The sequence below is a fragment of the Fibrobacter sp. UWEL genome (assembly GCF_900142535.1).
GTDB lineage: Bacteria > Fibrobacterota > Fibrobacteria > Fibrobacterales > Fibrobacteraceae > Fibrobacter.
Genome location: NZ_FRBE01000022.1, coordinates 1 through 22,039, shown reverse-complemented (window position 1 = coordinate 22,039; position 22,039 = coordinate 1). Strand labels below are relative to the sequence as shown.

Annotated in this window: 20 protein-coding genes and 2 tRNA genes; 3 read left to right on the top strand and 19 right to left on the bottom strand. The window is 50.2% G+C overall.

Annotated elements, in window-relative coordinates; translation table 11 throughout:
• Position 1 precedes the first annotated feature (1 nt).
• From BUB59_RS12405 to BUB59_RS12345, 13 genes are all read right to left on the bottom strand, one after another.
• Complete coding sequence (locus tag BUB59_RS12405; RefSeq protein ID WP_073230423.1) at positions 2-3,115, bottom strand: glycosyltransferase family 117 protein; 3,114 nt, start codon at positions 3,113-3,115, stop codon at positions 2-4.
• Positions 3,115-3,573 (bottom strand): transcription antitermination factor NusB, encoded by a 459-nt coding sequence (gene nusB / locus BUB59_RS12400; RefSeq protein WP_073230420.1) that lies wholly within the window; start codon positions 3,571-3,573, stop codon positions 3,115-3,117. Before nusB ends, BUB59_RS12405 begins: the two co-directional genes overlap by 1 nt.
• Positions 3,574-3,618: 45 nt before the next feature.
• A complete protein-coding gene (gene ribH, locus BUB59_RS12395; protein ID WP_073230417.1) occupies positions 3,619-4,080 on the bottom strand; it encodes a 6,7-dimethyl-8-ribityllumazine synthase in 462 nt (153 codons plus the stop codon).
• Between the two features lie 9 nt (positions 4,081-4,089).
• Positions 4,090-5,301: a bifunctional 3,4-dihydroxy-2-butanone-4-phosphate synthase/GTP cyclohydrolase II gene (locus tag BUB59_RS12390; RefSeq protein WP_073230415.1), complete on the bottom strand. Its 1,212-nt coding sequence runs from the start codon at positions 5,299-5,301 to the stop codon at positions 4,090-4,092.
• Positions 5,288-5,887 (bottom strand): riboflavin synthase, encoded by a 600-nt coding sequence (locus BUB59_RS12385; protein ID WP_073230488.1) that lies wholly within the window; start codon positions 5,885-5,887, stop codon positions 5,288-5,290. Before BUB59_RS12385 ends, BUB59_RS12390 begins: the two co-directional genes overlap by 14 nt.
• A gap of 238 nt (positions 5,888-6,125) precedes the next feature.
• A complete protein-coding gene (ribD, locus tag BUB59_RS12380) occupies positions 6,126-7,376 on the bottom strand; it encodes a bifunctional diaminohydroxyphosphoribosylaminopyrimidine deaminase/5-amino-6-(5-phosphoribosylamino)uracil reductase RibD (RefSeq protein WP_073230412.1) in 1,251 nt (416 codons plus the stop codon).
• Between the two features lie 21 nt (positions 7,377-7,397).
• Positions 7,398-7,850, bottom strand: coding sequence for a rhodanese-like domain-containing protein (locus BUB59_RS12375; protein WP_083540329.1), 453 nt, complete (start codon positions 7,848-7,850; stop codon positions 7,398-7,400).
• A 10-nt stretch (positions 7,851-7,860) separates the two neighbouring features.
• Positions 7,861-9,108: a hypothetical protein gene (locus BUB59_RS12370; protein ID WP_073230410.1), complete on the bottom strand. Its 1,248-nt coding sequence runs from the start codon at positions 9,106-9,108 to the stop codon at positions 7,861-7,863.
• A 36-nt stretch (positions 9,109-9,144) separates the two neighbouring features.
• Complete coding sequence (locus BUB59_RS15410) at positions 9,145-9,879, bottom strand: hypothetical protein (RefSeq protein ID WP_073230408.1); 735 nt, start codon at positions 9,877-9,879, stop codon at positions 9,145-9,147.
• A gap of 4 nt (positions 9,880-9,883) precedes the next feature.
• On the bottom strand, positions 9,884-11,302 hold the full coding sequence (locus tag BUB59_RS12360; RefSeq protein WP_143160379.1) for a lamin tail domain-containing protein: 1,419 nt from the start codon (positions 11,300-11,302) through the stop codon (positions 9,884-9,886).
• Positions 11,303-11,384: 82 nt separating this feature from the next.
• Positions 11,385-12,305: a M23 family metallopeptidase gene (locus tag BUB59_RS12355; protein WP_073230404.1), complete on the bottom strand. Its 921-nt coding sequence runs from the start codon at positions 12,303-12,305 to the stop codon at positions 11,385-11,387.
• A 265-nt stretch (positions 12,306-12,570) separates the two neighbouring features.
• Positions 12,571-13,332 carry a Nif3-like dinuclear metal center hexameric protein gene (locus BUB59_RS12350; protein ID WP_073230484.1) on the bottom strand — a complete coding sequence of 254 codons (762 nt, stop codon included), beginning with the start codon at positions 13,330-13,332 and terminating at the stop codon, positions 12,571-12,573.
• A gap of 70 nt (positions 13,333-13,402) precedes the next feature.
• Positions 13,403-14,953 (bottom strand): fibrobacter succinogenes major paralogous domain-containing protein, encoded by a 1,551-nt coding sequence (locus BUB59_RS12345; RefSeq protein WP_159433376.1) that lies wholly within the window; start codon positions 14,951-14,953, stop codon positions 13,403-13,405.
• A gap of 179 nt (positions 14,954-15,132) precedes the next feature.
• Between BUB59_RS12345 and BUB59_RS15405 the strand changes: the two genes are divergently transcribed.
• Entirely contained in the window at positions 15,133-15,309 is a 177-nt protein-coding gene (locus BUB59_RS15405; protein ID WP_159433375.1) for a hypothetical protein, read from the top strand.
• Between the two features lie 13 nt (positions 15,310-15,322).
• Complete coding sequence (locus tag BUB59_RS12340; RefSeq protein WP_083540324.1) at positions 15,323-15,892, top strand: hypothetical protein; 570 nt, start codon at positions 15,323-15,325, stop codon at positions 15,890-15,892.
• Between the two features lie 6 nt (positions 15,893-15,898).
• On the opposite strand, the gene BUB59_RS15045 is transcribed toward BUB59_RS12340, so the two are convergent.
• On the bottom strand, positions 15,899-16,261 hold the full coding sequence (locus BUB59_RS15045) for an FISUMP domain-containing protein (protein ID WP_255370642.1): 363 nt from the start codon (positions 16,259-16,261) through the stop codon (positions 15,899-15,901).
• 270 nt (positions 16,262-16,531) lie between these two features.
• Between BUB59_RS15045 and metK the strand changes: the two genes are divergently transcribed.
• On the top strand, positions 16,532-17,725 hold the full coding sequence (gene metK, locus BUB59_RS12330) for a methionine adenosyltransferase (RefSeq protein ID WP_073230397.1): 1,194 nt from the start codon (positions 16,532-16,534) through the stop codon (positions 17,723-17,725).
• 140 nt (positions 17,726-17,865) lie between these two features.
• Here metK and BUB59_RS12325 read toward each other — a convergent pair whose 3' ends face one another.
• The 5 genes from BUB59_RS12325 to BUB59_RS12305 form a co-directional block, all read right to left on the bottom strand.
• Positions 17,866-19,605, bottom strand: a complete 1,740-nt coding sequence (locus BUB59_RS12325) for an ATP-binding protein (protein WP_073230394.1) — start codon at positions 19,603-19,605, stop codon at positions 17,866-17,868.
• A 3-nt stretch (positions 19,606-19,608) separates the two neighbouring features.
• Complete coding sequence (locus BUB59_RS12320) at positions 19,609-20,991, bottom strand: MBOAT family O-acyltransferase (RefSeq protein WP_234980049.1); 1,383 nt, start codon at positions 20,989-20,991, stop codon at positions 19,609-19,611.
• 47 nt (positions 20,992-21,038) lie between these two features.
• Positions 21,039-21,425: a hypothetical protein gene (locus BUB59_RS12315; RefSeq protein WP_073230389.1), complete on the bottom strand. Its 387-nt coding sequence runs from the start codon at positions 21,423-21,425 to the stop codon at positions 21,039-21,041.
• A 148-nt stretch (positions 21,426-21,573) separates the two neighbouring features.
• Positions 21,574-21,646: transfer RNA gene (locus BUB59_RS12310), tRNA-Asn, on the bottom strand.
• Positions 21,647-21,777: 131 nt separating this feature from the next.
• Positions 21,778-21,850: transfer RNA gene (locus BUB59_RS12305), tRNA-Asn, on the bottom strand.
• Positions 21,851-22,039: the final 189 nt, after the last annotated feature.

Here is a 22,039-nt window from a genome sequence, read left to right as displayed (position 1 = left end):
ATTATTTTGCAGCGACTACGGCACTTTCAGCGGCAGCAGAATCTACTGCAGGTGCTTCCGGTTCCGGAGCCGGTTCTTCAACAGCGAGAGGAGCGTCGGACATAGCTTCGGACTGACGGAGAGCCATGTTCAGACGGTTGCGGCCACCTTCTTCAAATGCAGGAACATTTTCCAGACCGCGCTGAGCCATTTCAACAGCCTTCTGCTTCATACCAGCAGCCTGGTAGACATAGGAGGCTGCCCAGTAGTTACGCCATTCCTTGGGGAACTGCTTCATGCCCAGTTCCAGGTACTTGCCGGCAGAAAGTGCCAGGCTATCCACCTGAGCCTTCTTGTCAGCGGTGAAGGGATGATCGTTACGGAGACGGTCAATCTTTTCGCGAGCGTCGAAGGAAAGCTGCAGATACAGGGAAATGTAGCTGGACAGCAGACGTTCAGTTTCGTCGTTGATAAAGGCGGTGCCATCACCCAGGCCGCGATACTTGTACACGTTGTCAATCAGGTTTGCAGTGTAGGCGGCATCAAATGCGTTACGCTTGGGTTCCAGATCACCCTTGATGAAATGGTAAACCATACCTTCCTGAACCATGTACTTTTCAAGACCCATGAAGTTGCTCTGTCCCACAGTGGTAGAGATTTCAATAGGCTTGTCCATATTCTGGAGAGCAAGGTCAATGACCAGCTTATGCTGAGTGAGCATCATGGAACTACGAGAACGCTGAGCCCATTCGTTAAAGGCATCCCATACCTGGTAATGAACCTTAAACTGCATCAGCTTGGCGGAATCTGCAGCGGAAAGCTGCTGGCCTTCCATGGCATCAATACGAGACTTCAGTTGAGGCAACAGACGCTGTGCACGACCCACCCAGACAGAAACCTGATGGTTGGGGTTGCTTGCAGTCTTGCTATCCAGAACCATGTCCGTAAGGATAGATTCCTTATTGTAGGAAAGCTTGAGAATCGGTTCGTTTTCCAGCATCTGGGTGATGTACCAGTCGGTATTACCCAAGGACAGGTTCACCACGCGAACATCCTTACGGATACCAGCAACTTCCTGAGCAAACCACAGGGGGAAGGTATCGTTATCGCCATTGGTAAAGAGGATTGCGTTGGGACGGCAGCTGTTCAACAGGTTGTAAGCGTAATCCCAAGGAACCCACAGGCCAGAACGGTCATGTTCCTTGTAGTTGGAAACGCAGGGAACCAGGAAGGAAACCAGAATCAGAGCGGCTGCAACAGGAGATGCGAGAGTTGCCATAGTTCCAGTTGCGACCATGAACACCAGGATACCTGCACCCACACCGAAAATCATACTCATGAAGATGTATGCCGGAGTGTAGAAGTAGTCACGTTCACGAACTTCCAGATGGACAGTTTCCGGGAACGGAGCGCGGGCACCTGCACGAGCAAAGCCCTGTTCAATCTTGGTCCAGTTCTGCCATGCAGTCGTATTTTCCAGAGATTCCACTTCCTGCTTCAGGCTGGCAACCTTTGCGCTGCCGCTTTCACCGCGGGATTCGGCCATCTGGATACGATACTTGGCCACTTCAATCTTCTGGCGAAGATCGATAATGTCATTTGCGTTGGGAACGGGAACATTCAGGCCAAGGCTCTGGCTATAACGAGCGATGGTGTTGTTCCAGTATGCTTCATCAGCCTTCTTGTCCATACGGGAACCGTCGGCGAAGTTGATGTAGAAAATCAGACCCAGAGAGCAAAGTGCGTAAAGGGTGGACATGAAAATGCCCATCTTGGAGTTACGCTTCCAGCAGAAGACGCAAACCATAATGAGAAGGCCGTTAAAGATCAGGAAGATCAGGAACTGAGCCAGAGTGCCCATGGACTGATCGTCACCCATCATACTCATCTGAGTGGGGAACTTGAAGCCCAGACGTTCCAGAGGCTGGTTGTCACCCGGATCGAAGGTATAGACACCATTAGCGTAGTTTACTTCACCCACCTTGTAGGGCAGGTACTGAGCCATCTGGTAACCACCGTAACCCATGTGGGGGAAAGACAGGAACTGGTGAGACAGTGCTGCACGGCGGTAGAAAGCGCGATCGATCATGCTTTCGGAACCATACTGCTTACGTTCAATGAACGCATTGAAGGAATCCCAGTTTTCAGCCTTGAACAGGTTACCCAGCTGCAAATTGCCCTGATCGTCACGGATGTTGATTTCCGGATTGTTTTCATCAATTACAGGATTCAACTCAGAGCGGATAGGAATATAAAGATGAGTGCTATAGCCAATCAGAGCAAAGAAGGTAAATGCCAGGGAAAGACGAACCGCCTTGTTCACGTTCTTACTGAAAGGCTTTGCCAAGGTAAGAATTGCAAGAGCAACCAAGCAGACCAGGGAGATTTCGATAAAGGCAGACACCATGTAGATCACGGAGCACAGGAGAGTACCCGTAACCCAGACCGGGAGGCGTTCCAGAATCTTCTTGGGCTGAGCCACCAGAAGCAGCACGAAGACTGCGGGAACGGTAAGCATTGTATACAAATGAGCGCCAACACCCAGGAAGGCGATGTAGCAGATAAAGATCAGGATGCGATCGCTGGAATCTTCGTCGCGATGCTTATACCACACCAGGCCCAGGTAGGACACCAGCATGAGGATCAGCATTGCAATGCCGTAAACTTCGGCTTCCACAGCATTGAACCAGAAGGTATCGGAGAAAGTCAGGAGGAAGCCAGCAACGAGAGCGGCAGTACCAAGAACGATGGTGCGGGTCTTGCCGTTAATCTTGTCGGCGAGACGTTCCACAAGGCCTTCGCCCTTTTCCTTTGCGGAATCAAGAACGATAGCCAGGAGTTCCCAGGCGAACAAAGCGGTCACGTAGACCGTAGCAGCGGAACTAAACACAGAGATATAGTTCACGCGCTTTGCGATTTCTTCCACGAAGGGAAGCAGCACGATCACAGCACGAGCAAAGAATACGAAGAAGGGAGTTCCAGGAGGATGAGGAATACCCAAGGTATTTGCACAGGCTACGAATTCACCACAGTCCCAAAAGGACACCGTGGGAGCCATGGTCAGGCAATAAATAATCAGCGCAATAAAACTTGCAATGCCGGCAAAAATATGCTTGTTCTTTTTGTCGTTAAACATTACTTGGACTCCTTAGAGGGGGGAATGACAATGCCCTTCTTTTCCATGAAACCGGTGAGGATACCGTTCACGAAAGCATCAGAAGAATCGGTGCTGTACTTTGCAGCAATCTGGACAGCTTCAGAAATAGCCACCTTCATGGGAACTTCCGGAATGTAGGACAGTTCCACCATGGCAATGAACAGGACAATGCGGTCGATGCGAGCAATGCGGTCCAGTTCCCAGTGAATTGCACTTTCCTTCAAAGATTCTTCCAGTTCAGTCTTGTGCTGCTGGATCAGGTCCACCAGCTTCATGCCGTACTTTTTCTGTTCGTCCGGGAAAGGCTTGGTGTCCTGGTCGGGCAGTGCGGCGATAACGCCGGGCAGAGCCTGACCGACAGTCTGTCCTGTAATTTCCATGGCGTACAGCAACTGCATTGCAAATACGCGGGCGGGTCTAAAACTTACTTGTGCCATAAAACTTTCTCGTTTTTTATAAGTCTCAGTTAACGTTTCTATTAATTAAATCTGCTTATAGAGGTTTGCCATCTCTACGGCGGTAGAAGCCCAGCTGCAACCCAAGTTACCTGCCTTGAGGCCTGCGCGGTTCATAGCCTGATCCACGGTGTCGGTGGTCAGGATGCCGAGAATCATGGGAACCTTACCTTCGGCGGCGATACTTGCGATGCCGCTGGTAGAATTGTTCACCACCACGTCGTAATGACCGGTCTCGCCGCGGATCACGGCACCCAGAGCCATCACAGCGTCAAACTTGTTGGAGTCCACCATGCGACGGCAGATACCCGGCAGTTCGAATGCGCCCGGAACGTGAGCCACGGTGATATCCTTTTCGTCTACGCCAAGGATCTGCAACTGACGGAGAGCGCCTTCCAGCAGCTTGTCAGTGACGATTTCGTTAAAGCGGGCCACGGCGATTGCCACCTTCAGGCCATTTCCATTGAGAGAATTCTTCAGTTCGTTCATAACTCTTCCTTAAGCCTCGTCCAACTTCAGGTCGTGGCCCATCTTTTCTTTCTTGGTACGCAGATAGAAACGGTTAATGTTGTTGGGCTTGATTTCGATAGGAACGCGTTCCACGATTTCAAGACCGTAAGCGGAAATACCATTGATCTTGCTGGGGTTGTTGGTCAAGAGACGCATCTGCTTTACACCCAGGTCAGCCAGAATCTGCGCGCCGGTACCGTACTGGCGCAGGTCAGATTTAAAGCCCAGCTTGATATTTGCTTCAACCGTATCCAGCCCCTTTTCCTGCAGTTCGTAAGCGCGAAGCTTGTTGCAAAGACCAATGCCACGACCTTCCTGGCCGCGGAGGTAAAGGAGCACTCCCCCATGTTCACCAATGAACTTCATGGAGGCTTCCAGCTGTTCGCCGCAGTCGCAACGCATGCTGCCGAAAATATCGCCAGTCAGGCATTCGCTATGGACGCGGACATAAACCGGCTTGCTAAAGTCCGGATTGCCGGCCACCCATGCCACATGTTCCACGCCATCGGTGGAGCTACGGTAGGCGTAAGCCTTGAATTCGCCGTACTTGGTGGGGACGTTGGGAGCAGCCACACGCTGCACCAGCTTTTCGTTCTTGAGACGGTAGGCGATCAAGTCATGAATAGAAATGATCTTGATGTCGAACTTCTTGGCCACTTCCTGCAGCTGAGGCATGCGGGCCATAGTGCCGTCTTCGTTCATGATTTCAATGAGGGCGGCGGCAGGGCGAAGTCCAGCCATACGAGCCAGGTCCACGGCAGCTTCGGTGTGGCCAGCGCGACGAAGAACACCCTCTTCCTGGGCGTACAGCGGAGAAATATGGCCAGGACGACCAAAGTCGCTGGGCTTGGAAGCTGGATCAGACAAGGCCAGAATGGTTGCTGCACGGTCATGGGCAGAAACGCCAGTGGAGCAACCTTCAATCTTATCCACCATGATGGTGAACGGAGTGCCCAGAATAGAAGTATTTTCTGCAGTCTGACGAGTGAGATTCAACTCGTGGCAGCGTTTGATAGGCAGCGGGCAGCAAAGAACGCCGCGACCTTCGTGGAGCATGAAATTCACCTTTTCCGGTGTAATCTTTTCGGCGGCAATTACAAAATCGCCTTCGTTTTCACGATCTTCGTCATCCACGACGATAAGGAATTTACCAGCCTTGAAGTCTTCAAGGGCTTCTTCGATGGTATTAAGCAAGGTCACGCTCCTTCAAATAATTCTCGATATATTTGCCAAGCATATCTACTTCTACATTCACGATAGTACCGGGAACCCAGTTACGCAAATTGGTGCGGGCAAGAGTTTCTGGAATAATGCAAACGCGGATGGAATCCTCAAACTTTTCGGCCACCGTAAGGCTAATGCCGTTCAAGGAAACGGAACCGCGGCGAATCACATAGCGGCGTAGGTCCTTGGGAAGTTCCAAGTCCACTTCAACGCCAGTTTCGCGATTGGCAACAGCAATAACCTTCACGGAAGTATCCACATGTCCCATGACAAAATGGCCACCCATAAAGGAATCTGCGCGGCAAGCCTTTTCCAAATTCACCAACTTACCCGGTTCTGCTTGCTTAAAAGAGGTGTTTTCCACCGTCTGGTGCATCAGGCAGAAAGTAGCTTCGTCATCGGTGCAGGCCTCAATAGAAAGGCACACGCCATCGTTAGCAACACTATCGCCCAATTTACAACCCTTAAAGAAGCCGGGTGCAGATAATTTCATGGTAAGCGCATCCCCTCTTTCTTCAAGAGAAAGGATGGTTCCCGTACTTTGAATGATACCTGTAAACATACGGGGCGCAAGATAGCAAATTTGCATAAGGCGAATAAAACGGTTTCATTTATGAAACCACTTTTGAGCCGAGCAAATTGCGCGCAAGCGCAATTTATGAGTTATGAGATATGAGTTATGATGGGGGATTGTGGCGGAAATGGGCTTTTTTGAAAGAATTTCAGGGCGGACTGGCACTACAAGTTAGACGAAACTAATTTTAGATTCCCCGGTAGTTCTTTCGTCTTGTATTTTTGATTTATGCTGGATAATAGACGGTCAATACGTCGGGGCCAACCATAAAGGATTCCTTGGCCACCAGCTTTTCGGGAATCTCCGGGAAATCCAGGGATTTGGAAGCCATACCAGCATCAATGAAAGACGCCAGGGCGTCATCAATAGTGTGGTCCGTGGAACGCCAAAGGTCCAGACGGTTCCAGCCACCATTTTCAAAGAGTTGCTTGGCGAGGCCTGCGCCAGGTTCCACCATCAGGCGGTGCATTCCCAGAGCAGAAAGATGGTCCAGCATTTCGTTCCAGCAATCGGCGAAGCTGGACTTAGTCAAAACCACAGCGTCTGAAATTGCAGGCTGCGGAACGCAAGAGAAAACCAGCGCCTGGATGACCGCGGGTTCTTGCAGCGCCGCGGCGTAATCGCCAGTAAAGACTCGATGGCAGGAAACTTCTTCTCTGGAAAATTCGTGATGGCCAGCCCATACGATTTTGACGGGGCTATTCCCTTTTACCAGGCGCACGTCAAGGCCGGGATTGTCAGCGAGGACGGTACCCGCCCCCACGAGGATTGCATCACTCATGGCGCGGAGTTCATGGTTCCAGCTATTGGCCCCATCGCCTGTAATTTTCATGGGCTTGTGGGAACCGTCGGGCAGAACGTACCCCATGGAGCCTTCGTCAGTGACAGCGGACTTGACTTCTACAAAGGTACGCTTATTGCGGACGAAGTAGTCGTAAGCTTCAAAGTAGCGTTCAATTTCGTCGAAAACTTCGCGGCCGGCCCCCTCTTTTTCGGAGGCGGTACGGGAGGCTGCAGCGGAACCTTCCAGGCAACGACATTCACCGCCGGCGCAATCCCCCGATAGCTGTTCCAGCCCGTCTTCGAATTCAGCGGCAATACAGGCGTCAACGCCTTCGAATACTTCAATGCCAGCGTCTTCCAGAATCTTACGGCTGTTCCCGCGGACCACCGGATTAGGGTCCCCGTGAGCGTAAAAGACTTTAGCAATTCCTGCGTCAATGATGGCCTTGGTGCAGGGGGGCGTGCGGCCATAATGGCAGCAAGGTTCCAGCGTCACGTAAATGGCCGCGCCGCGGGCAAGCTCGCCCGCGTCACGCAGCGCCATGACTTCAGCATGGGCACTACCGGGGCGCTGCGTACGCCCCTTCCCCACGATGATTCCATCCTTCACTACAACAGCACCTACCGCGGGATTAGGGCGGCTAGTCCCGATAGAAAGGATGGACTCTTCTAAAGCCAGACGCAAGTAATTCATGTTCGTTCAAATCCTAGCAGGTTATTTCTGCTGGGGGTAAGCCATGAAACCACCGGCCACGTTGTAAACACGTTCAAAGCCATTTTTCATGAGCAGGTTAGTAGCAGCTTCGCTACGGCGACCAGAACGGCAGTAAATCAGGATATCCTTATCCTTAGGAAGTTCACCGCTACGTGCCACCAGTTCATTGATGGGAATGTTCTTTGCATTAGGAACGTAGCCCTTCATCAGTTCATCCGGATAGCGAACATCCAAGTACATGGCGCCGTTCTTGGCCATTTCCTCAGCCTTTGCCCAGTCCACCGTTTTCACTTGTGCCAGACGATTTTCCGCAGCAGGCTTTGCCTCAGGGGCGGGAGTAGCAGGAGCCTGGGCCACAGCGGGTTGAGCAGCAGGCGCAGCTGCTTCATTCTTGGCATTGCTTTCATTACAAGCAACCAGCGCAAAGCTCAGTGCAAAAACAGAAAACAGCATTTTTTTCATTTTATTTTTCCTCACTAGAATTCAAACAATAATCAAACTCTTCCCTACTCATGTAGATGTAGGAGATGATTAGGTTAGTGACCACACCTTCGTCATTGGACACAGGCGTTGTGTTCAAAACGATAATCCTATTGGATTCACCAATACTTCCTCTCCAGGAAACAGGGCGTCCGGTTTCAAAAGCTGCGGAACACAATCCCGTCAAATACGTCAGGTACTTGGTAGTAATCACATCCTTCGTTCGCTTACCAATCACCAGCCTAGGATCGGGAATAGAATGTTCCATAGCAAAAGTGAGATTACAGCTTACAAACCTATAGTCGCGATCCAGGCAGAACACGCTCATGTCCGGAAGAGCGAAAATCTGAGAAGCCAGAGCATTAATCCCCTGGTCATCGAACATGGGGTTTTCTAAGGACATGTCCATACGGCGGGCTGTCCCCTTAATCGCCAAACGAGCATTTTCATCATAGCCCACTTTGCAACGAAGGGCGTACCAAACCTTTTTGCCATCCTGACCATAAAGGCGAACCTTCAAGGTTCTATTCTCATCATTATCACGTCCCGTGGTTCTAAAATCCACCACACGGGAGTTGATCATCTTTGCAAAGCGTGCGAAATCCACATCCGGCAACACGGTATGAATATCCTGAACACCCACAGAGCGAGGCACCACACGACCTTCATCATCGGAAATAGGGGTCAGCAAGGAGAACTGACGCCTTTCCACGTCCATACTCCACAGAAAATCTCCGGTACTCTGAAGCAGCAAATCCAAATTCTTCTGGATTAAGTCTCGCTGGTTTCTGGATTCCACATCCATAGTCACGTTCTTGATCAAATAAGCAAGATAGTTGGTATTCTTCTGGACAACAGCCCTCAGCTCGTACCACAGCAAACCCGATTCTCCACGGAAGGAGAAAATAAAGGGAATGTCCGGATAGGCATCCAGCCCGCGGATATAGTCATTCAGGCGAGTCAAATCTGAGATGGATAAAATGCTTTCAAAGCGTTCATTCTGAACCAGTTGTTCGTACAGCGGATCATCCATGAACTTGGGCAAAACATCGTGGAGATGACCATCCTTGGTCATGATTACGAGAAATTCATCCAGGTAGGACGCAAAATTAGCATACGCATTCTGACGGGAACGCAAATCACGGTAAAGCATTACCGCGATAAAAAACGCCACCAGCACCAGAAACAGTGCAAACATGATTCCAGCTAGTACACCCGGAGAAATTACCATAAAAAGCCTAAACCTCAGAGTACAAGATAGTCTTTTTCAAATTTTCCGTACGCCTCCAAATCCAAACCAGGACCATTTCCCCGATGAAAACCCATAGGTTCCAGACGGACTCCACTTTCCAAGAGACAGATTCACGCGAATTCCCACCCCGAAATTCGGAAACTGATAGGAGGTATCCAAGGTCAGAAACTTCCACGAAATCCGATTTCCCAAAATGACGCTGGAGCCATCCCACTGACCATAGGCAAGCCCAAGCCCCGAAAGCTTTACACCACCTCCCAGGACACCTCCCCAAGTTTTTTCAAAAGGGGAAAGCCATCCCAACATCATCGCTCCCACATAGGCATCCCCAAAGATCAAGGAAATCCCGCCCTTGTAACGATGCCTGGACCATTGAGCAAGCCCCGTAGACCATTCCATGGAATAGCCATAGGCGCCACCCGCCACCAAGAACTTCCAGCGGTAAGAGCCCTCCAGTTCCGAATAAACCTGATGGTAAAGGGAATCCATTTGATGATAGAGTCCGAAAAATGAAATCCGCTGGTGATGAACAAGAAACTCCCCACCCCCGCCACAGCCAAGTTCCTCCCTCCCGTAGAGAACTTCACAAGACATAAAGATAGATGGCTCCCCCGTCCTGGCAGGCGTGGAGTAGAACCCGCTTGGTCCCTCGGTAGCCATGCTCCCCGAAACGCCGGCGGCAAATGGAGTCAAGGCATCCTGAGCCAAACAGCAACCCCACAGGAAAACAATCAAGACGAACACTTTCATAGGGTCAGGGCCTCACCAGAATTCCAACGGTGCGTTCTTCCCTGCCAGAAGAAATAGACAAGTAGGCCACGCCAACATCCAGCAGTGTATCCGCGGGGACTTTCCACCAGGCGTTACTCTGGGCAGGAGCGGTCTGTTTCCAGACAGAACGGCCTGCGGAGTCCAGAAGTTTAATCACCACGGAGGATTCGCTCTCTACGTATACTAAAAGCGGGCCCTTGTTCTTCCGGACCATTCTGGACGAAAGTTTGTACGTAAAGAGTTTTCCCGAAGCATTCCTGGAACGGGCACTTTGATAGCCGGGGGTGTTTTCCGCCCGACCCGTCTGGGGGTTAAAACCTAAGGGGCACGATACCGTAGACTTGTCCCACCCTACGGAATCCAGCACCTGGTCCTCGTAGCAGATAGACAAGCTTCCCGCCGTATTGTTCAGATAGCCTAACGCCACCTGCATCATTTGAACATCCCGAAATTTCAAAAACTCCAGAAGGGCCGTTGTATCCTTAGAGAACACCAGGGAGCCTCCCCCTTCAAGAGAACCCTTCCAGAAGCCGCCCCGCCCGCAAAAACGGATCTTTTCCAGCGGGATGTTACCTTCACCTCTGTTGTAGACTTCAGCCCACTCCGGTTCAGGCTCGCTGGGACAATGATGGACCTCAGATATTACCAGCGGGAACCGTCCCGATACAAAAACCATGGTATCCAGCAGGTTATTGGATGGGGCAGCGTCGGGAGGAACCTCCGCCCGAATCCGGAAGGCCTCCCCCCTTAGGGACTTCAACGCGAAGGATTCTCCCGCCAGAGCGGAGTCCCGCTGGACACGTCCATCCCCCAAGTTCTCCACCAGGTAAGTAAAGCGGGTAGAGTCGCACCCGGTAAAGCGAAACGTCAAATTCCATAGGGGCGAATCCGTCCCCTCGTAACGGGCGGTCAGGCCGTCGATCCCGCAGTCCTCCACGTCGCTTTCGTACGTAGGGTTGGCTGCCCCCGGAGTCGCTTCCGTCAGGACCCACTCATCCGACGATTTTACCCGCTGGAAACTTTTCCCCGCCTTAGGCGTGGGGAGTGTTACCGAATCCCTGCAGGAGCCCGCCTCCAGCACCCAGACCGTCTCCCTGGAATTGGGTAAGGAAATGTTCCCTAAGGAGCCACAAGTCACCAAACCCGATGTCTCACAAGGCGCACCCTCATGCATCAGCAAAAGACGTTCTGTCCGCGGAAATTCAAATACTAGCGGAGTCTTCCCGTCGAATTGGATCTTAAGACTTTCCGGACCATAGACATTACCAAGATCGTCCCTATCCAGGCGAATCTCGACGAATTCCCCCAAAGCATCGGAAACGTCCGTGGGATCCGGGAAGAATTCCACAAAAGCAGGACAGCCCAAAGCTGCCCCAGCCATCAAAAGGATTAGAAAAAACAAAACACCCTCCAGAGGGTGTTATCCGCCTTTAGCCAGAACAAGCCGGCGCCATTTTCTCGGGCGGGAGCTCAAACGACATCTGTTAATCAACAGAATGATCGTTAGGCAGAATATAGGCAAGGGGATTTACAGGAGAGTTGTTGACCCAGACTTCGTAATGAAGGTGAGGACCGACGGAACGACCCGTGTTACCCATGTATCCAAGAACCTGGTAACGAGACACGAACTGGCCCGGGCGAACGATAGAGCGCTGCATATGACCGTAACGGGTCTTCACGCCATTGCCATGGTCCAAAGTGACAAAGTTACCGAAGGTTGAGCTAGACTGAGCAATTTCCACCACGCCGTCACAGGGGGCAAAAATCGGAGTCCAGCGATCGTTAGCAATATCGATACCCTGATGCATCTTGCCCACTTCGCCCGTCACCGGATGAACGCGAGGACCGAAGGAGGACGCATAGCGACCAGTCGTAGGAGAAACAGAAGGAACGTAGCGCCACTGGGCCAGTTTCTGTTCCATATACTTATTCAAGTTCAGGAAGGATTCTTCGCTGCTAGCCAGCTTACCCTGGATCTGGACAGAAGACTCGTTCAGGCCAGCCACATGCTGGAACACAGGAGCGATCTTGCGCTGGAGCATATCTTCCGGAGAAATATCACCGCCAGTACCGAACTTGCGGGTATCTTCATCCTGGGAAGGCAGGCCAAAGCGGGAGAAAAGCAGGTTTTCGTCCTTGAAGAAATCGGCGGAAGTGTAGTGGAGGTAATCCAAAGTACCCTGGATACCCGCAATTTCCTTTTCCAGTTTCTGGCGTTCGCTCAGCTGCAAGTTCAGCACACCTTCGTATACGGTGGTAAAAGCCATCTGGGCCAGGAAAAGAATGGCACCGATCACGACAAAAATACGCATCACAGGCCAGGTCGTAAACAGGAACGCCGGCACATGCAGCGTCCAGGACTTGGACGAATTCTGGAAATGTATAGTTGTCTTTACGAAATTCACGGGACGTAAGATAACTTATTACACCCCATTTGGCAAAAAAAATTGGCCTAAAAATGGAAAAGTCCCTTTGACAAGCCCTCCAAATTGGACTATACATTTCCGTAAGTCATTGATACTCAATGAGTTACGAACTTAACGCTAGAAATGTAAAATTTTTGGATTTTTTTCATTTTCAGCATAAAAAAAGCCGATTCCGGGAGGCATTTCCCGAAATCGGACATTCAAAAGTCATTGCCTACTATATAGATAGGTTGATTTTGAGATATTAAATAGGGTTATCCAGGTCAATGAACTTGGCGGGAATCTTCAACTCTTCCTGAATCTTCTCGGCGATGGCACGGACACCGAACACTTCCGTACGATGATGGCCGCAACTAATTAAGTTGAACCCAAGTTCCTCACAAATAATAGGCACGGATTCCTTGATTTCGCCTGTGATAAAGGCGTCACAACCGAGGGAAATGGCTTCCTCGATACCGCTGGCACCAGAACCACTGCAGATAGCCACCTTCTTGATGGTCTTGGATCCGTACATCAACTTATTCTGAACGCCGTGAGGGAAAACGGATTCTGCGCGAGCCAGAAATTCCTCCTGAGAGGCGCTGCCGTCAAACTCGCCAATCCAACCCACGAACTTCTCGCCTTCACGCATAAAGCCATCAACAATGTTCAGGCCCATGGCCTTGGCAATCAGGGCGTTGTTACCCACCTCCATATGACCATCCAGCGGCAGGTGGAATCCGTAAAGGGAAATGCCATGCTGCATCAAGCGTCGCATCCGTTCGCCGAACTTGCCGACCAAAACGCGATCCTCCCCCTTCCAGAAACCGTTAGGATGATGGACAAAAATACAGTCCGCACCCTCTTCGATGGCGGCATCAATCAGGCGGTCGCGGAAGCTAACACCGGTAACCACCTTCGTCACCTTGTCATTCGCCTCGACGCAAAGACCGTCGGTACAGTAATCATGAAACGCCTGCGGGCAAAGCAGGTCATTAAGCCAGGCAGAAAAAAGTTTTAGTTCCATAGAAATAAAATTAAAAAACTTGACCAAAAACCGACATACACACCATAATGTACTAGGAATTTAGCAAAAGCTAATTAGAGTCGCGGAGACAGCGGACTGATAATCCGTCATCCTTAAAGACTATGTAATGGTTAACGCCCTCGTAATTGTAGGCGAAATTCCATTTGTACGCGCTAACAGCGCCATAGTTACTAGAAGACCAGAAGTAGGCCACATAGCCGGCATTGCCGAAATCACCGTCGCCATAACGGTAGCCCGCGGGCAAAACCGCGAGGCCAAAGGAATCACTCCCGTCGCCGCCATCCTGCCATCCGCTAGTAGATTTTAGTTTTGTACCGGCAGAACCGACGCCACCTATGACAGCGAACAAGGCACTCCATTCGTCATCGTTGGGCAGATGCCAGCCTGCAGGGCAGACTCCACGCACCAAGGTCGCTGAGCCGCAGGTCTTGCCATCGCCGCATCCCTTGCCCGCCGTGCTGAATACCGCAGCGGAATCCATGGCAGCAGACCACAAATACAAACGGCCATACTTGTCGCAGGAATCGGCGCTGTTGTTGTAGCAATAGCTCTTGGCAGATCCTTCATTGTAGTTGTAATTCAAATTTTCCGCCATCCAAGTCTGGGTGTCGATGGTCACCGTCTTGTAGACTTGATTATCGCGATCATCTGTCAGCGTGCCATAAGAAACTGCGATTGAAGAGGAACTATTCGCAGACAAGCTGCTGTCAGCGCTTGACGAGGAAGCGGCACGTTCCTCACTAAAGTCCAGCAAACATCGAACGGATTGGGCTCGATACTTATTTTGTGCAAACAAGCCAGCACTTTCGTCGTGGTAGGAGAAGTACATTTCAAAAGCATAATAGGAACGGTACTCAGAACTGGACCATAAGTGGGCTTTGGTATGAATATGGTCGAAATAGTCCATGAAGATGTCGTATTCGCCAGCAGGGAGAAGCGAGAAACCGAACGAATCTACTCCTTTAACACTACCGTCCCAATCACTGGTGGCCCTTAACAACCTACCTGCAACACCGACTCCACCTACCGCAGTCAATAGAGTGTTCCATTCATTATCACTTGGCAGGTGCCAGCCCGCGGGGCAAACACCGCGCACCATTGTCATAGGGGTTCCCAAGGTACCGCTATTACCGTCGTCACACACCTCCCCTGCAGAACTAAACACACCGGCAGAGTCCATGGCAGCAGACCATAGGTACAGACGACCATACTTGGCGCAGGAATCGGCGCTATTACTGTAGCAGAAGCTGGAGGAATCTAAACTTGAGGTAGGTTCGTTGTACGCATAGTTTAGATTTTCGGCCATCCAGGTCTGGGTGCCGATAGTTACGGTCCTGTAAACTTGACTGTCGCGAAGGTCCGTCAAAGTCTTTGCCACGGAGTCATACTCGCTGCCATCATTGACACTACAGTCTCTCTCAACTTCGACACAGGATGCAACACTACTGGAAGAAGACCTCTCAACGAAATCACTATCACTAGATTCTACAACTTCACTTGGGGTGACACTGGAGTCAGAACTTCCACTGCAAGCAACAAATACAGACATCGCAGCGATCATCGCTACGCACAGAACAGCCCTCGAAAAAACATTCTTCATAAACGCTCCTAACATATTCCCCCGTGAAGTTAAAAAAAATGTCAACTATTGGTTGCAAAATTTCCGTCAACAACCGTGAATCTTGACAAAGGCCTTGCAGGATTATAATTTTACAGGGCAGCTTTCGCTGTGTTTTGTATATCCAGACTTATAAGCAACATACACCAGCGAGGTTTCACATGATGGGCATCAGCCAGCAGCAGGAACTTGACGCCATGCCAGACGGTATGGCCAAGCGAATTCTCCTCAAAGTCATTAACGCACCTAAAGCGGATTTGGCCAAACTAGACGAAATGTGCAAGGATCTAGAAAAACAGTACCTAGAATCCCACCACATGACAGAATTTCCTCGATAAAAAGGAATCAAAAATGGCACCCAATATCAATGGGATGTTCTATTGTGAACATCTCAGTTCTGACGAACACACCCTTCAACAAATCACTCTCTTCAAAGTCAAGCATCCAGATGCAAAAAATCTTGAATTATTTTTACAAAATCATGCAGCAGCGGAAGAAACAAACAACAAGAACAGAACTTACTTGATAAAAGACCGAAAAACAAATGAAATCGTTTGTTATTTCAGTCTAAGAAACGGACTTTTCACCATTCCTAACGATTATTCGCAAAGTTTTTCCACTGTTCCCGCCATAGAGCTTTCAAATTTCGCAGTAAACGAAAGTTACAAGCAACAATACCCCAAAGTACACCAATTAGGGGCAATGACTTTGAGAAACTTCATTCTCCCCATTGTCAAACAAATCCAGGAGCAATCAGGAGTCCAAGCCCTCTACATCTACGCCTTGCCCAACGACAAACTGATTGAACATTACTCCTCCCTCGGCTTTATGCGCTTTGACCCAGAAGAAGAGGCTTTTATCCACAATCACGTAAAGCCTTTGTACGACAAAGGCTGCGTATTCATGTGCCAGGGTGTTTAGCAAAAGCTAATTAGAGTCGCGGAGACAACGAACAGATAACCCACAGTTCTTATCGTAGCGGCTCAGGTAGACGTACTCGTAGTAGTAGTAGTAGAAATACACGTAGTAGGCGCTGCCGCTATTGTACTCGGTACTAGACCAGAAGTAGGCGCCGTTGCCAACGCTGAAGAAGCCGTCGTAGTTGCTGTGGTAGTAGCCAGCAGGGAGAACCGAGAACCCGAACTCGTCTTCCCCGTTGCCTCCGCCGAACCATCCGCTGGTGGATTTTAGTTTTGTACCGGCGGAGCTAGTTCCACCCACCTCAGTAAATAGCCTATTCCATTCACCCTTGCTTGGCAGATGCCAACCCTCGGGGCAAACGCCACGGATAGTTCCGCTGGAGTTACAAGTCTTGCCGTTACCGCAACCCTTGCCAGCATCGCTAAGATCCCAAAACGAATGTAAACTTTTGTTAAGAATAATGCAAAAAGATATTTTTTCTTTTTACACTTTCAGCCCTCTTTTCCGATAGTATCACTAGTCACCCTTTATGCATTTTTGTACATTTATGCATAGAAAAACTCAAATCGTTTTTTCAGCGCTTGGGTTGGTCAAAAATGCGACCATCTTTTCGGTGCTGTTAACACATAGGAGCCAATAATGGCACATTATCTCTTTACTTCTGAATCCGTATCCAAGGGTCACCCGGATAAGGTCTGCGACCAGATTTCCGACGCCATCCTGGATGCCTGCCTTGCACAGGACCCCAACAGCCGCGTTGCTTGCGAAACTCTCGTGAACACCGGTCTCGTGGTCATCTCCGGTGAAATCACCACCAAGGCAGTGATCGACTACCAGCAGATCGCTCGCAAGACCATCAAGAGCATCGGCTACGTGAACCCGGAACTGGCCTTCGACTACAAGGGTTGCTCCGTTCTCGTTGCTATGGACAAGCAGTCCCCCGATATCGCTCAGGGCGTTGACGCCAAGGCTGCCGACGGTAAGGAAGACGACAAGCAGGGCGCAGGCGACCAGGGCATGATGTTCGGTTATGCCGTGAACGAAACCAAGGAACTGATGCCGCTGCCCATTAGCCTGGCTCACAAGCTCATGGAAGAAATTCAGAACCTCCGCGAAAAGGGCAAGATCAAGTGGCTCCGTCCGGACGCAAAGTCCCAGGTCACTGTTGAATATGACGAAAACGACAAGCCCGTCCGCGTGGACACCGTGGTTATCTCTACCCAGCACGACGAATTCGTGAACGGCAAGGAACTGAAGCACAAGACCATCGAAAAGGAAATCATCGAAAAGCTCATCAAGAAGGTGATTCCCGCAAAGCTTCTGGACAAGAAGACCCGTTACCTGATCAACCCCACCGGCAAGTTCGTTGTTGGCGGTCCTCATGGCGACTGCGGCCTCACCGGTCGTAAGATCATCGTGGACACCTACGGTGGCATGGGTCGTCACGGCGGTGGCGCATTCTCCGGCAAGGATCCTTCCAAGGTGGACCGTTCCGGTGCATACGCAGCCCGCTACGTTGCAAAGAACATCGTGGCTGCAGGTCTCGCAGACCGTTGCGAAGTCCAGGTTGCTTACGCCATCGGTTACTCCAAGCCCGTTTCCGTTCTGGTGAACACCTTCGGCACCGGCAAGATCGATGACCGCAAGATCGAAGAAATCGTGAACAAGAACTTCGATCTGTCTCCTGCAGGCCTCACCAAGATGCTGGACCTCCGCAAGCCCGGCTACCAGGCAACCGCAGCCCTCGGCCACTTCGGCCGCGAAGGCGCACGCTTCACTTGGGAAAAGACCGACAAGGCCGCCGCTCTCAAGAAGGCTGCTGGAATCAAGTAAAAGCTAGATCCCCGGTCATCCCCGACAAGCGAGGACAGGCGCCGGGGATGACATCTAACGAAAGAGGGTCGCTTTAAAAGCGGCCCTTTTTTGTATCCCAGCGGGACTAGAAAAATCCGTGATGATTTTGAACTGCGGGGTTATTTAATCAATTCCCTGGGGAGGAATTTCAGCAGGCAGTTTTCAAGATCCTGGGGTCTAATGGGTTTGCACAGGTAATCGTCAAAGCCCGCCTTCAGATACATTTCCTTGGCACCCACAATGGCATTTGCCGTGAGGGCGATAATAGGAGTCTTGGCGCACTTATTCTCGGTCAACATCTTACTCTGTTTCAAGGCCTCGATACCATCCATGCCGGGCATCATGTGGTCCAGGAAGACCAAGTCAAAATGTTCCTTCTGGATCAGTTCCAAGAATTCATTTCCGCTATTGCAGGTGAACGTCTTCAGTTCCAGATACTTCATCAAGTGTGTGGCCACACGAAGATTCAGGGCATTGTCATCCACCACCAAAACACGAGCCCCGGGCGCCGTAAAGGAAAGACCGGTCTGTTCCTTCTTCTGCTTGAATTCCTGATAATGCTTCTCGAAGTCGCCTACAGGAGTTGCAGTCACGATTCTCTGGGGGAGCAATACTGTAAAACTAGAGCCCTTGCCATAGGTACTTGCCACATTGATGGTACCGCCCATGCGGTCCACCAGCTTTCCTGTAATGGCAAGACCGAGACCAGTACCTTCTACAGTGCGGTTCTGAGTCAAATCCAGACGCTGGAAACTCTGGAACAGCTTATCCAGATCTTCTTCACGAATACCGATGCCAGAATCCTGAACTTCAATCTTCAGGTAAACAATATCATTTTCAATGCGGTCCACGCCCACCTTGAAAATCACTTCACCAGACTCCGTATACTTCACGGAATTGTTCAGCAAGTTCAGCATGATCTGCTGGATTCGGATGGAATCCCCCAGTAAGGTGCTGGGAATGTTTTCATCCACAGAAACTTTCAGCTTAAGCCCCTTCTGTTCCGCCTTAATGCCAATCATGTTGGAAACGTCATTCAGCACAGAGCTGATATCGTACTTCACGTCCACGATTTCCATCTTGCCCGCTTCAATCTTGGAGAAGTCCAGAATGTCGTTGATGATGGAAAGCAACATCTGGCTTGCGCCCTTGATGTCTTCGGCATAGGAGAGAACCTGAGGATCCTTGCATTCGCGCAGGATCATTTCGTTCATGCCCATCACGGCGTTGATAGGCGTACGAATTTCGTGGCTCATATTGGCAAGGAAATCGCTCTTTGCCTGACTGGCGTCTTCGGCACGCTTCTTCGCGGCCTTCAGTTCCTGCTGGTACATTTCCAGCTTGCGGATTTCATCGTCAATATCCGCCAGGGCCACCACAAAACCGTCAACGCCCTCGTTGTCGTTGGACTTGATGAAATACACTCGATGGTAGCGGTATACGCCATATTCAAATGCCTGGCACTGAACACTAAAGGACTTGCGAGTCTGAAGCATGGAAATCACGTTATCAAACTGGGCAGCCTTACTCACCATCTCCTTGTCATCCGGATGGACAATGGCAAGAAGCAGAATGTTCGCCCCCTGATCGTACGAGAGCTTTAAGTTCTGAGCCTTTACGTCCCCCAGCTTTTCAATGAGGGTCGCCCCCATGGAATAAGGAATCACCAGCTTTGTTTTCGCATCCACATAGCAGACCGAATCAAAGGTGGTCGCCAACGTCTTGATGATACTGAAGTTCCTCTGAGCTTCATTCTTCATGGCAACCTGACTTGCAACAGAACGCTTCTTCATGGCAACATTAAGATGCGCCAAAGCCAGCAGCAAAACAACAGCAACTATAATGACAATAATACTCATCGTCTAGAACTGGAAATAGAGGAACGGATTATAGCTCTGGGTAAACAAAGCGAGAATTGCAACAACAAAGATGGCCAAGGAAATCGCAAGGCGCAGAGGGCTAATCTTACTGCACCAATCGAAGGAGCGGAACTTCCACAACGAAAGCAACGCAGCCAGGCCCATGAACACAACGCAAGTAGGAGTAAAGATTTCTGCCGTAAGAATAGCATCGGCGTTACTTACCGCATTCAAACCAAGCATAGCCTTCCACATACGCCAGGCTTCGGAAATATTGTCCGCACGGAACAATACCCAGCCAAAGAGGACAAGCACCTGAGTGATCAGGACCTGCACAACGGCAGGTGCCTTTGCATAAAACGCCTGCTTATTATTCGCGCGTTCTATAATCATAAAGAAAGCGTGATAGAGGCCCCAGCAAATAAAGGTCCAGTTGGCCCCATGCCAAACACCGCTGGCGAACATGACCAGGAACAAGTTCAGATAAAGGCGCCCCTTGCTCACGCGGTTTCCGCCCAAGGCAATGTACAGATAGTCGCGGAACCAGCTGGTCAAGGAAATATGCCAGTACTTCCAGAATTCCGTAATGCTCTTAGCGCGATAGGGACCGTTAAAGTTTCTGGGGAAATGGAAACCCAGCATCAAGCCAAGGCCAATCGCCATATTGGAATAGGCAGAGAAGTCAAAATAAATCTGGAACATGTAGGCAATGGAGCCCCACCAGCTATTTAACACGCCAGGAGCATCCGCATCGAATACACGGTCCGCAATAATTCCCACCTGATTAGCAAGGAAAATCTTTTCCGCAAAACCAAAGCAGAAGAAGGCAATGCCCCGCACGAAGTTTTCCACCGTATGGGTTCGGGTATCCAGCTCTTCCGCCACCGTATTGTAGCGCACAATAGGACCTGCCACCAGCTGGGGGAACAAGGCCACATAGCAAGCGAAGGTTGCAAAGTTCTTGACCGGAGGGGCTGTGCCGCGCCACACGTCAATAGCATAACTCATGGACTGGAAGGTATAGAAAGAGATACCTACCGGCAGGAGAATGGTCATCACATGGAACGGTTCGCCGCCAAACTTTTCGATAATGGAGTTCAGGGCTCCCATGCCGAACATGTAGTACTTAAAGAAGCCTAAGGCGCCAAGATTCACGCCAACAGCCAGACCAAGCCCAAGGTTACGCTTGAACTTGGAAGCACCTTCCGCAGAAATCATCTTGCCGGAAATGTACACCACCAAGGTGGATCCGAACATCAGGAACACAAGCCAAGGTTCCAGCCAACCGTAAAAGATATAGCTGAAAACCGTAATGAAGAAATTCAGATAGGAATGGCGTGCGCCCAGCTTCAGCAGGACGAAATACCCCACAAGAAACGTGGGCAAGAAATAGAACAAGAATAGCTGTGAGGAAAAAACCATATAAAGGGCGCTTATTCGTTGACCTCAATGGCCAGGTAACGGGGGCTTTCATCGTCGAAGTATTCATCTTCGACAGCACCATCCCAGTTGCCTTCCAGAGGAACAAGCTTCATCTTGTGCTTGGCCTTTGCCTTGAATTCAGAAACGTTACCCTTGGACTTGTCGGCCATCTTGTCCTTTACCTTTCCGCGAGCAATCAGCGGATTGTAGACGCCCACCAGGATTTCCTTGGCATCCATACCGGAAAGGACCTTATACTTGAAAACGTAGACATAGCTGTACAGATCGTTGCTAGGCATCTTGCCCGGGATTTCAGTCAGACGACCTTCAACAGAAATAGGATCAGCCACGGCGAACATGGCCATGGCGAAAACGAGAATAGCGAGTTTCTTGAGCATGGATACCCCATCCTTTATTTTTTCACTAATATAATAAAAGAGCCCGAATTGTTTTATGCGTGATGGAGTAAATCGTCCCGTGACCATATTCCAGGATGCACTAAAGTCACAAACTAAAAGCCCCGTTCTTTCGAACGGGGCTCTTAAGCTGCTTCACTTGGACTCGAACCAAGGACAACGCGATTAACAGTCGCGGGCTCTACCAACTGAGCTATGAAGCAATCAGGTCATTGAGTTTCCTCACTGACGAAGCCAAAGATAGATTATTGGCGGACTTTGTCAAGGGAAAAGCCGCAAAAAACCGAAAAATCCATAAACTAAAAGCCCCGCTCTTTCGAACGGGGCTCTTAAGCTGCTTCACTTGGACTCGAACCAAGGACAACGCGATTAACAGTCGCGGGCTCTACCAACTGAGCTATGAAGCAATCAGATCATCGAGTTTCCTCTTTGATGAGCCAAAGATAGATTATTCCCGACTTTTGTCAAGTCATATTCACGAAAAAAGTGAAAAAAAAGGGCTCTTCATCAACATGTGTGGGTGGCTTCGCCACCCTTTTTTGTTGACTTTCGCCTAAATTAAACAAAAAATGGGCTATTTTCTAAAATTTAATCGC